We start from the raw sequence: 14,305 nt of genomic DNA, 5'->3' as shown, positions 1-14,305 counted from the left end.
CCGACCGCTCGTGCGTCGTTCACGACGGCTTCGTCCACCCGGGCTTGGCGCAGTTCGCGCAGCCGGACCCCGAGGCGACCGGGGCCGACCGGGCCGACCGCAGCTGACCGCCGTCAGCGCTTGCGCTTGCCGCCGGGCCGGCCACTGCGGCCGGCCCGGCGCTTCTCGTACTGCTCGACGGCGCGCTCGTAGGCGGCCCGCCGGACCGACTCGCCGGGGGCCTCGACCAGGCTGCGCACGAAGTAGGCGGCCAGGCTGCCGGCCCCGCCGATCATCCAGACCGCGCCGAGCGACTTGTCCTCGGCCATCCAGCCGGTCAGCTGGTCCCTGCCCTCGGTCAGCGCCTTCCAGGTGCGCCGCACGGCCATCATCGAGCAGACCACGATGGCGGCGGTCAGCAGCCCGTTCACGAAGCCGCCGCTGTCGGAGAGCGCCACGCCCTCGACGCCGAAGCGCAGCACCAGCACGGCGGCGGCGGTCGCGAGGAGGGCGCCGACCGAGACGCCGACCCGGCGCAGCCAGTAGCCGCCGTCCCGGTTCAGCCAGCTGGTGCCGAAGAAGCGGATGGGCTCCGGCTCGGGGGCACCGGCGGGAGTGGGGGCGGGGGTGGGGGGCTGCTCGCTCACGCCGTCGATTATCACCCGGCCGCCGCACCCGGCGGAGGAGCCGTCCCGGCGGGTGGGACGGCTCCTCCTGGTGCGGTGCTCCTCCGCGGGCGGTGCTCCTCGGCGTCGCGGGACGCCTCGGAGCGGCCCGCCTCGCCGTACGGCGCTCCGGCGGGTACGGGCTCAGCCGAGCTTGGACACGTCCCGGACGGCGCCCTTGTCGGCGGAGGTGGCCATCGCCGCGTAGGCGCGCAGGGCCTGGCTGACCTGGCGGTCGCGGTTCTTCGGCCGGTAGCCGCCCGCGGCCTCCAGGGCGCGGCGGCGCTCGGCCAGGACCTCCTCCGGCACCTCCAGGGAGATCCGGCGGCCGGGGATGTCGATGGCGATGGTGTCGCCGTCCTCGACCAGGGCGATGGTGCCGCCGGAGGCCGCCTCCGGGGAGGCGTGGCCGATGGACAGACCGGAGGTGCCGCCGGAGAAGCGGCCGTCGGTGACCAGCGCACAGGCCTTGCCCAGGCCCCGGCCCTTGAGGAAGGAGGTCGGGTAGAGCATCTCCTGCATGCCCGGGCCGCCCTTGGGGCCCTCGTAGCGGATCACGACGACGTCGCCCTCCTTGACCCGCTTGGCGAGGATCGCCTCGACCGCGTCCTCCTGGGACTCGACCACGACGGCCGGGCCGCTGAAGGTCCAGATCGACTCGTCCACGCCGGCCGTCTTCACGATGCAGCCGTCCTCGGCGAGGTTGCCGTACAGCACCGCGAGGCCGCCCTCGACCGAGTAGGCGTGCTCGACGCTGCGGATGCAGCCCTTGGCGGCGTCGGTGTCCAGCGACTCCCAACGCTCGGACTGCGAGAAGGCCTCCGCGGAGCGCACGCAGCCGGGGGCGGCGTGCCACAGCTCGACGGCCTCGGCGGACGGCGAACCGCCGCGCACGTCCCAGGTCTTGAGCCACTCGGCGAGCGAGCCGGCGTGCACGGTGTGGACGTCCTCGTTGAGCAGCCCGCCCCGGTACAGCTCGCCGAGGATGGCCGGGATGCCGCCGGCCCGGTGCACGTCCTCCATGTAGTACGAGCCGTTCGGCGCGACCTTGGACAGGCAGGGCACCCGGCGGGAGACCGCGTCGATGTCCCGCATGTCGAAGTCCAGCTCGGCCTCCTGGGCGGCGGCGAGCAGGTGCAGGATGGTGTTGGTCGAGCCGCCCATGGCGATGTCCAGGGCCATGGCGTTCTCGAAGGCGGCGCGGGTGGCGATCGCGCGGGGCAGCACGGAGGCGTCGTCCTGGCCGTAGTGGCGGTTGGCGATCTCGACGACCGTCCGCCCGGCCTCCTCGTACAGGGCCTTGCGGGCGGTGTGGGTGGCCAGCACCGAGCCGTTGCCCGGCAGCGAGAGGCCGATCGCCTCGGTCAGGCAGTTCATCGAGTTGGCGGTGAACATGCCGGAGCACGAGCCGCAGGTCGGGCAGGCGTTCTCCTCGATGATCGCGATGTCCTCGTCGGAGACGTTCTCGTTGACCGCCTGGGAGATCGCGTCGACCAGGTCGAGCTTGCGCACCGTGCCGTCGACCAGGGTGGCCTTGCCCGCCTCCATCGGGCCGCCGGAGACGAAGACGGTCGGGATGTTCAGGCGCAGCGCGGCCATCAGCATGCCCGGCGTGATCTTGTCGCAGTTGGAGATGCAGATCAGGGCGTCGGCGCAGTGCGCGTTGACCATGTACTCGACCGAGTCGGCGATCAGGTCGCGCGAGGGGAGCGAGTAGAGCATGCCGCCGTGGCCCATCGCGATGCCGTCGTCCACGGCGATGGTGTTGAACTCGCGCGGGATGCCGCCCGCCCGCTTGACCGCCTCGGAGACGATCCGGCCGACCGGCTGGAGGTGGGTGTGCCCGGGGACGAACTCGGTGAAGGAGTTGGCCACCGCGATGATCGGCTTGCCGAAGTCCTCGCGGGCTACGCCGGCGGCCCGGAGAAGCGCCCGGGCGCCTGCCATGTTGCGACCGTGGGTGACCGTACGGGACCTCAGCTCGGGCACTGTGCTCCACTCCTTCGGGGCTCTCGCGGGCACCCCGCTGCTGGAGGGTCCGGGGGCCGCTGTGGGTACCGAGCCTACGCCCGCCGTCCGGTCGGCGGACGGCCCGTCCGCGATGCGGGCAGGCGGGCGGGCAGCGGGCAGGCGGGCGGGCCCGGTGCGGTGGGCCGGGCCCGGTGCCTCAGTCCGGCTTGACGGCCACGGTGAGGCTGAGGCTGAACGGCTCGACCACCACGCCGTCCGGGAACTCGGCGCGCATGGCCTCCCGCTCGGCGGCCAGCAGCGGTGCGCGCCCCTCGGGGCCGAGCGCGGCCAGGTAGGAGCGGGAGGTGAGGTCGGTGAGCACGTGCTCGACGGTGACCCGCCGCTCCCAGTGCAGCACCGCCCGTTCGACCGCGAGGCCGGCCGGGGCGAAGTGGCCGGTGTGCTCGTCGATCCCGCCGTAGCCGTGGTAGCGGTCGGGGAGGGCGGCGGCCATCCGCTCGTTCCTGGCCCGGACCCACGGCACCGTCTCGTCGTGCACGTTCCACCAGACGGCGAGGGCGCCCCCGGGCCGCAGCACCCGGACCGCCTCGGGCACGGCCTTCTCGGGGTACGTCCAGTGGAAGGCCTGGGCGTAGGCGACCAGGTCGGCGGAGCGATCGTGGAAGGGCAGGTCGTCACCGGTGCCCCGGACCAGCGGCAGGCCGGGCGAGGAGAGCAGGAACCGGGCGGCCATGCCGCCGCTGGGCTCGACGGCGACGACCTCAGCGCCCCGCGCGGCCAGCAGCCGGGTGGCGATGCCGGTACCGGCGCCGACGTCCAGCACGCGGGCGCCGTCCAGGCCGCGGCCCCAGAGCCGCTCCAGCGCGTCGAACAGCTCGCCGGGGTAGCCGGGGCGGCCCTGCTCGTACTCGTCGGCGACGCCGCCGAAGCTCGCGGCGGCCTCACGGTAGTTCCGACTCTCCGTCATGCGTCGCCCTCCGTAAGGAAGTTCAGGCCTCGGACGGCCGCCCGAGCCCGGCGGCTCAGCGTACGTGCGAGGGGGTGGCCAGGTGCAGCCGGGTGAAGGCGAGCGCCTCGGCCAGATCGGCCTCGCGTTCGGCGGGCGAGGCCGAGCGGCGGGTGTTGACCTCCAGCACGACGTGGCCGTCGAAGCCGGTGCGGGCGAGGTGCTCCAGCAGCTCGGCGCAGGGCTGCTTGCCGCGGCCGGGGATCAGGTGCTCGTCCTTGCCGGATCCGCTGCCGTCCGCCAGGTGCACGTGGGCCAGCCGGTCGCCCATCCGCTCGACCATGGCGAAGGTGTCGATCCGGGAGGTGGCGGCGTGCGAGAGGTCGATGGTGAAGTGCCGGTACTCCTCGTCGGTGACGTCCCAGCCGGGGGCGTACGCGAGCATCTCGCGGTCGCGGTAGCGCCACGGGTACATGTTCTCGACGGCGAAGCGGACGTCCGTCTCGCCCGCCATCCGGTGGATCCCCTCGACGAACTCCCGGGCGTACTGGCGCTGCCAGCGGAACGGCGGGTGGACGACGACGGCACTCGCGCCCAGCTTCTCGGCCGCCGCCCGGGCCCGGACCAGCTTCGTCCACGGGTCGGTGCTCCACACCCGCTGGGTGATCAGCAGGCAGGGCGCGTGCACGGCCAGGACGGGCAGCTGGTGGGCGTCGGAGAGGCGGCGCAGGGCGTCGATGTCCTGGCTGACCGGGTCGTTCCAGACCATCGCCTCGACCCCGTCGTAGCCGAGCTTGGCGGCCAGCTCGAAGGCCACCGCGGTGCTCGCCGGGTACACCGAGGCGGTGGAGAGCGCCACCTTGGTGTCGGGGATGTGCAGGGCCGGGTGCCGGGGCAGCACCAGCCGGTCGGTGGTGCGCAGCAGCGGGGGGCGGGCGGCGTCGCGCTTGGCGGCCTTGACCGAGCGGACGGACTGGACGGCGGCCTTGGCGGCGCCGGCGGCCCGGGCGGTGCGGGTCTCCCTGGGGGCGGGCTTCGCGCCGGGGCGGCCGGCGGCGGGGTCCTGCGCGGCGGGCTTGCCGGTCCTCGGCTGCTTCGGGGCGGCCTTGCCGGTCTTCGGCGGGGCGGCGGCCTGCTTCGCCGCGGCCTGCCCCGGGGTGGTCTTCTTCGCGGCCGCCGTCCTCGCCGTGCGCTGGGCGGCCGTGACGGCCTTCGCGGCCTTCGCGGCCCGCTTGGCGGCCTGGGCCGCGGTCGCGCCGGTGACCGCCTTGCCGAGCCTGCGGCGCGGGCCGTCCGACCGCGACTGCCCGCTCCCGGGAGTGCGGCCCTCCTGCGTTCCGTCCTCACCCGCTGGTTGCACCACGGGAGACAGCGTAAGCGGAGCACGCGGCGAACGGGGCGGGACGACCGGCGCAGTGACCATCGGCACGTTGCCCCGGGGCGGTCGGCGGACCGGGGCGCGCGCCCGGCTCAGGGGGTGAGCGCCGGGCGGCGGCGGTCGGCCGGGCTGTCCATCGCGTCCAGGCGGCGCAGGATGATGCCCTCGCGCAGCGCCCACGGACAGACGTCCAGCTCCTGCAAGCCGAACAGGTCCATCGCGGCGTCCGCGACCAGCGCACCGGCCAGCAGCTGCTTGGCCCGGCCCTCGGAGACGCCGGGGATCCGGGCGCGCTCGGCGACGGTCATCGCGGACAGCCGGGGCAGCCAGGAGGCCAGGCCGGCGCGGGTGAGCCGGCGGTCGGCGTACGGACCGGCGTCGGCGGGGGCGGCGCCGGTCATCCGGGCCAGCTGCTTGAAGGTCTTGGAGGTCGCGACCGCGTGCCGCGGTGGGCCGAGCCGGGCTATCTCGCCGACCACCGCGGCCAGCTCGGCCCGGATGTGGCGTCTCAGCTCGCGCAGCCCGTCCGGGTCCGCGACCTCCCCCGGCAGCCAGCGCGCGGTCAGCCGGCCGGCGCCCAGCGGAAGCGAGCAGGCGACGTCCGGCTGCTCGTCCAGGCCGCAGGCGATCTCCAGCGAGCCGCCGCCGATGTCCAGGTTGAGCAGCCGGCCCGAGGACCAGCCGAACCAGCGCCGGACGGCCAGGAAGGTGAGCCGGGCCTCGTCCTGCCCGGAGAGCACCCGCAGCTCGACGCCGGTCTCGGCGGCCACCCGGCGCAGCACCGCCTCGCCGTTGGCGGCCTCGCGCACGGCGGAGGTGGCGAACGGGAGGATGTCGACGACGCCCTTGTCCTCGGCGACCCGCAGCGAGGACGCGACGTGACCGACCAGGCGCTCGACGCCCGCCTCGCTGATCGCTCCGTCTGCGTCCAGCAGTTCGGCCAGGCGCAGCTCGGCCTTGTGCGAGTACGCGGGCAGCGGCGCGGCGCCCGGATGGGCGTCCACCACGAGGAAGTGGACCGTGTTGGAACCTACGTCGAGCACACCGAGTCGCATAGCTCTCCACGCTACGCGATCCAGGCCCTGGTGAGAGGGGGTGCGGAGGTATTCGCGCCGGTAACCGGACGGTCACAGCAGGCCGTCCCGGAGCCGTCCGCGGCGACCGTGCCGTCCACCTCCGCCGGCGCGCGCTGCAGGGCGTCCACGGCCGCGCCCGCGACACCGTCCGGCCGCCCCGTCCCGTCCGTTCCGGCCCCGCGGCCCCACCCGCGGACCGGACATGACGCCCACTCCCCCGAGCTCGCGGACCTGCCGCCCGCCCCGCGCAGGAAGTCGGCCCCGCCGACTTCCGGCGCACGCTCTCGGCCCGCCCTGCCGGTCCGAGGAGCCGGCCCCTTCAACGTCCCGTGCCCGCCGGCCTCCTGGGCCGACTGCGACCGGCGCCCGCGCGCGGGAAGCCGGCCCCGCCGACTTCCCGTACCGGGCCCACTCCCGCAGGCGTCTCGGCACACCCCCGGGGCCGCCCGCAGGGCCCGACGGCCCCCTTCGCCCCGCCTTCGCCCCCGGCCGCCGCACTGCCGCCGGGCCCGCGCCCCGACCCGGCCCGACCCGCCGCGGCCCGGCCGCCGTCCCGACGCCGCGCCCCGGCCCCCGGAAGCTCTACCCTTGCCGGGTGGCACCAGCAGAAACGTCCAAGAAGAAGGCCAAGGCGAAGTCCAAGGCCTCCCCCGCCCCCGTCGACCTCGCGATGCCGACCCTGCGCCGCGAGATCCCGCGCGACGAGGTCCCGCTCGACTTCCCCCGCGCCTGGGTCGAGTTCGCCGACCCCGCCGACGAGGAGCAGGTCTTCCGCTGCGACCTCACCTGGCTGACCTCCCGCTGGTCCTGCGTCTTCGGCCAGGGCTGCCACGGCATCCGCGAGGGCCGCGGCGAGTCGGACGGCTGCTGCACGCTGGGCGCCCACTACTCGGACGAGGACGACGAGAAGCGCGTGCTGGGCCACGCGGCCCGGCTGACCCCCGAGCTGTGGGAGAACTTCGCCGAGGGCACCGACGCCAAGGGCCGGATCGTCTCCGACGGCGGCATCACCATGCTCGACGAGGACGGCGACCGGCAGACCCGCCGGGTCGGCGGCGCCTGCATCTTCGTGAACAGCCCGGGCTTCGCGGGCGGCGCCGGCTGCGCCCTGCACGCGCTCGCGCTCAAGGAGGGCCGCGAGCCGCTGGAGACCAAGCCGGACGTCTGCTGGCAGCTGCCCGTCCGCCGCACCTACGACTGGATCGACCGCCCCGACGACACCCGCTACCTCCAGGTCACCATCGGCGAGTACGACCGCCGCGGCTGGGGCCCGGGCGGCCACGACCTGCACTGGTGGTGCACCGGTGCCCCGGCCGCCCACCAGGGCGCGGAGCCGGTGTACGTCAGCTACCGCCCCGAGCTCACCGAGCTGATGGGCCGCGAGGGGTACGAGGTGCTGGCCCGGCTGTGCGAGGAGCGGATCGCCACCAAGGGCGACCGCAGGGTGGCCCCGCACCCGGCGGACCCGGCCGGGAAGGCCAGGAGGAGCTGACCGGACCCGGCCCGGGGCCCGCCCGGCCGGGACCGGAGGGCCCCTACTTGTCGATGTCGCCGACGACGAAGAACATCGACCCCAGGATCGCCACCATGTCCGCGACCAGCGTCCCCGGCAGCAGCTCGGTGAGCGCCTGGACGTTGTTGAACGACGCCGAGCGCAGCTTGAGCCGCCAGGGCGTCTTGTCCCCGCGCGAGACCAGGTAGTAGCCGTTGATGCCGAGCGGGTTCTCGGTCCACGCGTAGGTGCTGCCCTCGGGCGCCTTGAGCACCTTGGGCAGCCGCTGGTTGACCGGCCCGGGCGGCAGCGCGGCGAGCTTGTCGAGGCAGGCGTCGGCGAGGTCCAGCGAGTTGAGGGTCTGCTCCAGCAGGCACTCGAAGCGGGCCAGGCAGTCGCCCTCCTCGCGGGTGACCACGGTGAGCACCTGCCGCAGCTCCTCGGAGCCGTACGCCAGGTACGGCTCGTCGCGACGCAGGTCGAGGTCGAGGCCGCTGGCCCGGGCGATCGGGCCGCTGACGCCGTACGCCTCGGCCTGCGCCCGGGTGAGGACGCCGACGCCGGCGGTGCGGGCGCGGAAGATCTCGTTGCCGAGGACGAGGTCCTCGAAGACCGGCAGCTGGGAGCGGACGGTGGCGACGGCGGTGCGGACCCGGCCGAGCCAGCCGGCCGGCAGGTCCTCCTTGAGGCCGCCGACCCGGTTGAACATGTAGTGCATCCGGCCCCCGGAGGCCTCCTCCAGCACGTGCTGGAGGTCCTCGCGGCCGTTGAAGGCGTGGAAGACCGGGGTGATCCCGCCCAGCTCCAGCGGGTACGAGCCGAGGAACATCAGGTGGTTGAGCACCCGGTTGAGCTCGGCGAGCAGGGTGCGGATCCACACCGCCCGCTCCGGGACCTCCATGCCGAGCATCCGCTCGACGGCCATCACGACGCCGAGCTCGTTGGAGAAGGCGGAGAGCCAGTCGTGCCGGTTGGCCAGCATGATGATCTGACGGTAGTCCCGGGCCTCGAACAGCTTCTCGGCGCCCCGGTGCATGTAGCCGATCACCGGCTCGGCGCTCACGATCCGCTCGCCGTCGAGCAGCATGCGCAGCCGCAGCACGCCGTGGGTGGCCGGGTGCTGCGGGCCGATGTTGAGCACCATGTCGGTGGTGCCCGCCGCGCCGGTGAAGTTCTCGGCTCCCGCCCCGATGCCGACCGTGGTCTCCCTCATGCCTCCAGAGTCTGCCATCCCGGCAGTGCCGCCAGGCTCACCGGTTCCGCGATGCGGACGGCCTGCACCAGCCACCCGAAGGCGCCCAGCCCGCCCGGGTCGGTCAGCTCCGCGCCCTCCCCCGCCCCGCTCAGCGCCCGCAGGTAGCCGGCCGGGTCGCTGGCCGCCAGCGCGAGCGCCGGGCGCTCGCCGCTCACCCCGAGCGCGCGCAGCGCCTCCCGCTGCGTCGTCCACAGGCTGTGGAGACCGGGCACGGCGATCGAGTCCAGCGCGACGTGCGCGGTGACGTCGCAGGAGCCGTCCGGCACCGGGGCCACCTCCCGGCCGTCCCGGAACCCGGCGAAGGTGCCGAACGGCGGCCGCCGCCCGGCGGTGTGCCCGTAGTCGACGGCGACGGCCAGTCCGCGCTCCAGCCCGGCCACCGCCCGCGCCCAGGCCGCGTCCCGGGGGCCGCCGAACTCCACGCGGTCGCCCGGCTCCGCGACCGGCCACCAGCGCGCGGCCCAGGCCGCGTCGGCCGCCGAGACCGGCCCGCCGAGGCGCTGCTCGCCGCTGGCGGTGTCCACCTCGACGTAGCGCAGCACGCCGTCCCCGTCCACCTCCCCGGCGTCCAGCGGGACGTTGTCCAGCCACTCGTTGGCGAACAGCAGCCCGGTCACCCCGCGCGGCGGCTCCGCCGTCCACAGGGCTGTGGACGGCAGCCCGTCCGGCCGCCCGGCGACCTCCACGCCGTACGGGCACAGCCGCGCCGACACCTGAGCGGGCAGCGCGGCCAGGACGCCCGCGAGCAGCTCGCCCCGGCCGGCCCCCACGTCGACCAGGGCCAGCTCCTCCGGACGACCGAGGGCCTCGTCAACCTCCAGCAGCAGCCGGGCCACCGCACGGGCGAACCTCGGCGAGGCGTGCACGGAGGTGCGGAAGTGCCCCGCCGGGCCCTCCGGCCTGCGGTAGAAGCCCCGCCCGGGGGCGTACAGGGCCTGTTCCACGGCGGGCCCCCACTGCATCCACGTCATGGGGCGGGACGCTACCCGGCTCCGGAGCGGCCCTCCCCACCGGATCGGGTGCTTCTCCGACCTACGGAGTAGGGCGGATCGCCCTACCGGCGGACCTGGACACGCGGAGCGACTGCCTACGCTGGACACGTGCATCGACTCAACGCCTGGCTCCGCCGTCACACCATGGTGGTCGACGCCGCCTGGGCGTCGATCGTGCTGCTCTTCGGCCTGCTGCCCAGCGACACCTACCTCGACGAGGGCTGGCGCTTCGACGCCTCGATCGCCGTCGCGGTGCTGCTGCCGCTGCTGATGGTCTTCCGGCGGCGCCTGCCCGACCTCACGGTGGCCGCCGCCACCGGCATCGGCGTCGGCCAGGTGCTCGCGGACGTGACGCCGGGCGGCTCCTCGATCGCCTACCTGGTGTTCGCCTACACCGGCGCCGCCTTCGGCCGGCCGTGGACCTCCCGGCTGGCCCTGGGGGCCGGCCTGGCCGCCGGGCCGCTGGTGTTCTGGCAGATGAAGCCGGTGAAGACGGTGGTGGACCGGGCGGGCGACGCCCACACCCGCCCGTACACCTTCGGCGAGGCGGCGATGATCACGCTGCTGATGAGCACGCCGTTCATCCTCTGCTGGGCCTGGGGCCGGCTGACCAGGGTGCGCCGCGCCTACCTGACCGAGCTGGAGGACCGCGCCGCCCGGCTGGAGCGCGAGCGGGACGCCCAGTCCAAGGTGGCGGTCGCCGCCGAGCGGGCCCGGATCGCCCGCGAGCTGCACGACGTGGTCGCCCACAACGTCTCGGTGATGATCGTCCAGGCCGACGGCGCCGCGTACGTCCTGGACAACTCCCCGCAGCAGGCCAAGGAGGCGCTCGGCACGATCGCCTCCACCGGCCGGCAGGCCCTGGTCGAGATGCGCCGCCTGCTGGGCGTGCTGCGCACCGCCGACACCAAGGCCGAGGAGTACGTGCCGCAGCCGGGCGTCGAGGAGCTGCCGGAGCTGCTGGAGCAGGTCCGCAACGCCGGGCTCGACGTGGACTACGCCACCTCCGGGCAGCCGCGCGAGCTGCCGCGCGGCGTCGAGCTGACCGTCTACCGGATCGTCCAGGAGGCGCTCACCAACGTCCGCAAGCACGGCGGCCCCGACGCGCACGCCAAGGTCGCGGTGGACTTCGGCGAGCGCGAGCTGGCCGTCCTGGTGGAGGACGACGGGCGGGGCAGCACCGACGAGCACCTGGCCGCCGGCGGCGCGGACGGCCTGGGCCACGGCCTGATCGGCATGCGCGAGCGGGTCGGCATGGTCAGCGGCAGCCTCGACGTGGGCCCCCGCCCCGGCGGCGGCTTCCGGATCCGCGCCGTCCTGCCGCTCAAGACGGCCCACTAGCCTCCTCAGGGCTGCCCGCCGGCCTCAGGGCGGCCCCCCAGCCCCCGTCCGCCGTCCACTCCCCAAGGAGTCCCACCTTGACCATCCGCGTGATGCTCGTCGACGACCAGGAACTGCTGCGCACCGGCTTCCGGATGATCCTCCAGTCGCAGGGCGACATCGAGATCGCCGCCGAGGCGGGCGACGGCGCGCAGGCCCTGGAGCTGCTGCGGCGCACCGAGGTGGACGTGATCCTGATGGACGTCCGGATGCCGCGGCTGGACGGCGTGCAGGCGACCCGCCGGATCTGCCTGGCCGAGGACGGCAGCCCGCTGCCGGACGCCCCCCACGTGCTCATCCTCACCACCTTCGACCTGGACGAGTACGCCTTCGCCGCGCTCAAGGCCGGCGCCAGCGGCTTCCTGCTCAAGGACGTCCCGCCGGCCGAGCTGGTGGCCGCGATCCGCGCGGTGCACGGCGGTGACGCGGTGGTCGCGCCGACCACCACCCGCCGGATGATCGACCGCTTCGCCGAGGTGCTGCCCACCCCGCAGAGCTCGCCCGGCTCGGACGCCCTCGGCCCGCTGACCGAGCGCGAGCGGGAGGTGTTCCTGCTGGTCGCCCAGGGGCTGTCGAACGGCGAGATCGCGGCCCGGCTGGTGCTCTCCGAGGCCACCGTGAAGACCCACGTCGGCCGGATCCTGGCCAAGCTGGGCCTGCGCGACCGGGTCCAGGCGGTGGTGCTCGCGTACGAGGCCGGGCTGATCCGGGCCGGGGCCGCCGACTGAGCCGCCCGTACACTGGGGCGGTACGTCCGGTACCCGCGGGTGGACCGGAACGGAGCGTCAGGACAGGGTGGGCGCGTGAGCTCCTACGACAGTGCCTTCGGTGACAGCGCCTTCGGCGACCCCGGCGACCTCGGCGACCCGGGCAACCGCCCGGCCCGGCTGGCCGTCGGCGTGGTCGGCACCGGCCGGGTGGGCCCCGCGCTGGGCGCGGCGCTCCAGCTCGCCGGGCACACCGTGGTCGCCGCCTCCGGGGTCTCCGCCACCTCCCGCCGCCGCGCCGAGGCGCTGCTGCCGGGGGTGCGGATCGTCACCCCGCCGCAGGTGCTGGCCGCCGCCGACCTGGTGCTGCTGACCGTCCCGGACGACGCGCTGGCCGACCTGGTGGCCGGGCTGGCCGCGACCGGCGCGGTCCGCCCCGGCCAGCTGGTCGTGCACACCTCCGGCGCCCACGGCGTCGCCGTCCTGGAGCCCGCCACCCGGGCCGGGGCGCTGCCGCTCGCCCTGCACCCCGCGATGACCTTCAGCGGCACCTCGGTGGACCTGGCCCGGCTGGCCGGCTGCCCGTTCGGCGTGACCGCCCCGGAGGAGCTGCGGCCGGTCGCCGAGGCGCTGGTGGTGGAGATGGGCGGCGAGCCCGAGTGGGTGCCGGAGGACGTCCGCCCGCTGTACCACACCGCCCTCGCGCACGGCGCGAACCACCTGGTCACCCTGGTCGCCCAGGCGATGGACCTGCTGCGCACGGCCGGCGTCGCCGAGCCCGGCCGGATGCTCGGCCCGCTGCTGGGCGCCGCGCTGGACAACAGCCTGCGCTCCGGCGACGCGGCCCTCACCGGCCCGGTCGCCCGGGGCGACGCGGGCACCGTACGGCGCCACCTGGCGCAGCTCAGTACGGTGTCCCCGGACATCCCGGCGGCCTACCGGGCGATGGCCCGGGCCACCGCACAGCGGGCGCTCGCCAACGGGACGATCGACGAGACGTCGGCGGCGGCGCTGCTGGACGTACTGAACGAGGAGAAGCGCTAGATGGCACGCGGTAAGCAGTCGAACAGGCCCCAGCGGACGCCGAAGGTCCACCGGGCCGTCGTCACCCGCACCGTGGACGACTTCGAGGCCGCGTTCTGGCCGGACGAGCAGCCGGTGGACAACGCGGTCGTGATGACGATGGGCGCGCTCCACGAGGGCCACGCCGCCCTGATCCGCGCCGCCCGCAAGCAGGTCGGCCGGGACGGCCGGGTCGCGGTGACGGTCTTCGTCAACCCGCTCCAGTTCGGCCCGGACGAGGACCTGGAGCGCTACCCGCGCACCCTGGACGCCGACGTGCGGCTGGCCGAGGAGAACGGCGCCGACGTGGTCTTCGCGCCGTCCGCCGAGGAGGTCTACCCGAACGGCGAGCCGCAGGTGCGCATGGTGGCCGGCCCGATGGGCGAGCGCTACGAGGGCGCCACCCGGCCCGGCCACTTCGACGGCGTGCTGACCGTCGTCGCCAAGCTGCTGCACATCACCGACCCGGACTTCGCCTTCTTCGGCGAGAAGGACGCCCAGCAGCTGGCGATCATCCAGCGGATGGTCGCCGACCTGGACTTCGACGTCGAGATCGTCGGCGTGCCGACCGTCCGCGAGGAGGACGGCCTGGCGCTGTCCTCGCGCAACCGCTACCTCTCGGCGGAGGAGCGCGAGCACGCGCTCGCCCTGTCGAAGGCCCTGTTCGCCGGCCGGGACGCCGCCGCGCAGGGGCCGAAGGCCGTCCGCGAGGCCGCCTCGGCCGTCCTGGCGGGCGCCGAGAGCATCACCCTGGACTACCTCGCCCTGATCGACCCGCACGACTTCTCGGAGGCGGCGGACGACTTCCGGGGCGAGGCGGTGCTGGCCGTCGCCGCGAAGGTGGGCGAGACCCGCCTGATCGACAACGTCCGCATCATCGTCCGCTGAACCACCGCCCCACCCCCTCTCCCGGCATGCACTCACAGGAGGCGTGACCCGCAATGCTCCGCACCATGCTCAAGTCCAAGATCCACCGGGCCACCGTGACCCAGGCCGACCTGCACTACGTGGGATCCGTCACGGTGGACGAGGACCTGCTCGACGCCGCCGACCTGCTCCCCGGCGAGCTGGTCCACATCGTCGACATCAACAACGGCGCCCGGCTGGAGACGTACACCATCGCCGGCCCGCGCGGCTCCGGCGTGATCGGCATCAACGGCGCCGCCGCCCGCCTGGTCCACCCGGGCGACCTCGTCATACTCATCGCCTACGGGCAGATGGACACCGCCGAGGCGCGGGACTACCGGCCGAAGGTCGTCTTCGTGGACGAGCGGAACCGGATCTCCGGCCTGGGCGGGGACCCGGCCGAGGCCCAGGAGGGCACCGGTCTGCTGCGCGGGGACGAGGCGTACCGTGGCGGCAACGGCGCGGCCACCGCCGGCGCCCGCTGAAGGAGCCGCTG

13 protein-coding genes are annotated in these 14,305 nt (G+C 74.9%); 6 read left to right on the top strand and 7 right to left on the bottom strand.

Going from position 1 to position 14,305, the window contains the following annotated elements:
• Positions 1-113: 113 nt before the first annotated feature.
• From ACH5AR_RS05445 to ACH5AR_RS05425, 5 genes are all read right to left on the bottom strand, one after another.
• Positions 114-626 (bottom strand): hypothetical protein, encoded by a 513-nt coding sequence (locus tag ACH5AR_RS05445; protein WP_396300073.1) that lies wholly within the window; start codon positions 624-626, stop codon positions 114-116.
• A 162-nt stretch (positions 627-788) separates the two neighbouring features.
• Positions 789-2,633, bottom strand: a complete 1,845-nt coding sequence (ilvD, locus tag ACH5AR_RS05440; protein WP_396300072.1) for a dihydroxy-acid dehydratase — start codon at positions 2,631-2,633, stop codon at positions 789-791.
• A gap of 178 nt (positions 2,634-2,811) precedes the next feature.
• Positions 2,812-3,582 carry a class I SAM-dependent methyltransferase gene (locus ACH5AR_RS05435; protein ID WP_396300071.1) on the bottom strand — a complete coding sequence of 257 codons (771 nt, stop codon included), beginning with the start codon at positions 3,580-3,582 and terminating at the stop codon, positions 2,812-2,814.
• Between the two features lie 55 nt (positions 3,583-3,637).
• Positions 3,638-4,441 (bottom strand): sugar phosphate isomerase/epimerase family protein, encoded by an 804-nt coding sequence (locus tag ACH5AR_RS05430; protein WP_396300360.1) that lies wholly within the window; start codon positions 4,439-4,441, stop codon positions 3,638-3,640.
• A gap of 590 nt (positions 4,442-5,031) precedes the next feature.
• Complete coding sequence (locus ACH5AR_RS05425) at positions 5,032-5,994, bottom strand: Ppx/GppA family phosphatase (protein ID WP_396300070.1); 963 nt, start codon at positions 5,992-5,994, stop codon at positions 5,032-5,034.
• A gap of 616 nt (positions 5,995-6,610) precedes the next feature.
• Between ACH5AR_RS05425 and ACH5AR_RS05420 the strand changes: the two genes are divergently transcribed.
• Positions 6,611-7,507 carry a hypothetical protein gene (locus ACH5AR_RS05420; protein WP_396300069.1) on the top strand — a complete coding sequence of 299 codons (897 nt, stop codon included), beginning with the start codon at positions 6,611-6,613 and terminating at the stop codon, positions 7,505-7,507.
• Positions 7,508-7,550: 43 nt separating this feature from the next.
• Here ACH5AR_RS05420 and ACH5AR_RS05415 read toward each other — a convergent pair whose 3' ends face one another.
• A complete protein-coding gene (locus ACH5AR_RS05415) occupies positions 7,551-8,720 on the bottom strand; it encodes an NADH-quinone oxidoreductase subunit D (protein ID WP_396300068.1) in 1,170 nt (389 codons plus the stop codon).
• Entirely contained in the window at positions 8,717-9,733 is a 1,017-nt protein-coding gene (locus tag ACH5AR_RS05410) for an SAM-dependent methyltransferase (protein ID WP_396300067.1), read from the bottom strand. The genes ACH5AR_RS05415 and ACH5AR_RS05410 overlap by 4 nt, the downstream gene beginning before the upstream one ends.
• 165 nt (positions 9,734-9,898) lie before the next feature.
• Between ACH5AR_RS05410 and ACH5AR_RS05405 the strand changes: the two genes are divergently transcribed.
• The 5 genes from ACH5AR_RS05405 (at position 9,899) to panD (ending at position 14,294) form a co-directional block, all read left to right on the top strand.
• On the top strand, positions 9,899-11,095 hold the full coding sequence (locus ACH5AR_RS05405) for a sensor histidine kinase (protein WP_396300359.1): 1,197 nt from the start codon (positions 9,899-9,901) through the stop codon (positions 11,093-11,095).
• A 77-nt stretch (positions 11,096-11,172) separates the two neighbouring features.
• Positions 11,173-11,862, top strand: coding sequence for a response regulator (locus ACH5AR_RS05400; protein ID WP_396300066.1), 690 nt, complete (start codon positions 11,173-11,175; stop codon positions 11,860-11,862).
• A gap of 75 nt (positions 11,863-11,937) precedes the next feature.
• Positions 11,938-12,885, top strand: coding sequence for a Rossmann-like and DUF2520 domain-containing protein (locus ACH5AR_RS05395; protein ID WP_396300065.1), 948 nt, complete (start codon positions 11,938-11,940; stop codon positions 12,883-12,885).
• Positions 12,886-13,791, top strand: coding sequence for a pantoate--beta-alanine ligase (panC, locus tag ACH5AR_RS05390; protein WP_396300064.1), 906 nt, complete (start codon positions 12,886-12,888; stop codon positions 13,789-13,791).
• Positions 13,792-13,844: 53 nt separating this feature from the next.
• The gene (panD, locus tag ACH5AR_RS05385; RefSeq protein WP_396300063.1) at positions 13,845-14,294 is read left to right on the top strand and encodes an aspartate 1-decarboxylase; all 450 of its coding nucleotides are present in this window, start codon (positions 13,845-13,847) and stop codon (positions 14,292-14,294) included.
• Positions 14,295-14,305 lie beyond the last annotated feature (11 nt).

Origin of the sequence: Kitasatospora sp. NPDC018619 (assembly GCF_044391605.1) — a bacterium.
Taxonomy (GTDB): domain Bacteria; phylum Actinomycetota; class Actinomycetes; order Streptomycetales; family Streptomycetaceae; genus Kitasatospora.
This window is presented reverse-complemented; position numbering and strand designations above follow the sequence as displayed.

Coding starts and splice junctions, on each gene's coding strand:
- ACH5AR_RS05435 (WP_396300071.1), bottom strand. CDS start 3,582: ATGACGGAGAGTCGGAACTACCGTGAGGCCGCCGCGAGCTTCGGCGGC.
- ACH5AR_RS05425 (WP_396300070.1), bottom strand. CDS start 5,994: ATGCGACTCGGTGTGCTCGACGTAGGTTCCAACACGGTCCACTTCCTC.
- ACH5AR_RS05415 (WP_396300068.1), bottom strand. CDS start 8,720: ATGAGGGAGACCACGGTCGGCATCGGGGCGGGAGCCGAGAACTTCACC.
- ACH5AR_RS05410 (WP_396300067.1), bottom strand. CDS start 9,733: ATGACGTGGATGCAGTGGGGGCCCGCCGTGGAACAGGCCCTGTACGCC.
- ACH5AR_RS05405 (WP_396300359.1), top strand. CDS start 9,899: ATGGTGGTCGACGCCGCCTGGGCGTCGATCGTGCTGCTCTTCGGCCTG.
- panC (WP_396300064.1), top strand. CDS start 12,886: ATGGCACGCGGTAAGCAGTCGAACAGGCCCCAGCGGACGCCGAAGGTC.
- panD (WP_396300063.1), top strand. CDS start 13,845: ATGCTCCGCACCATGCTCAAGTCCAAGATCCACCGGGCCACCGTGACC.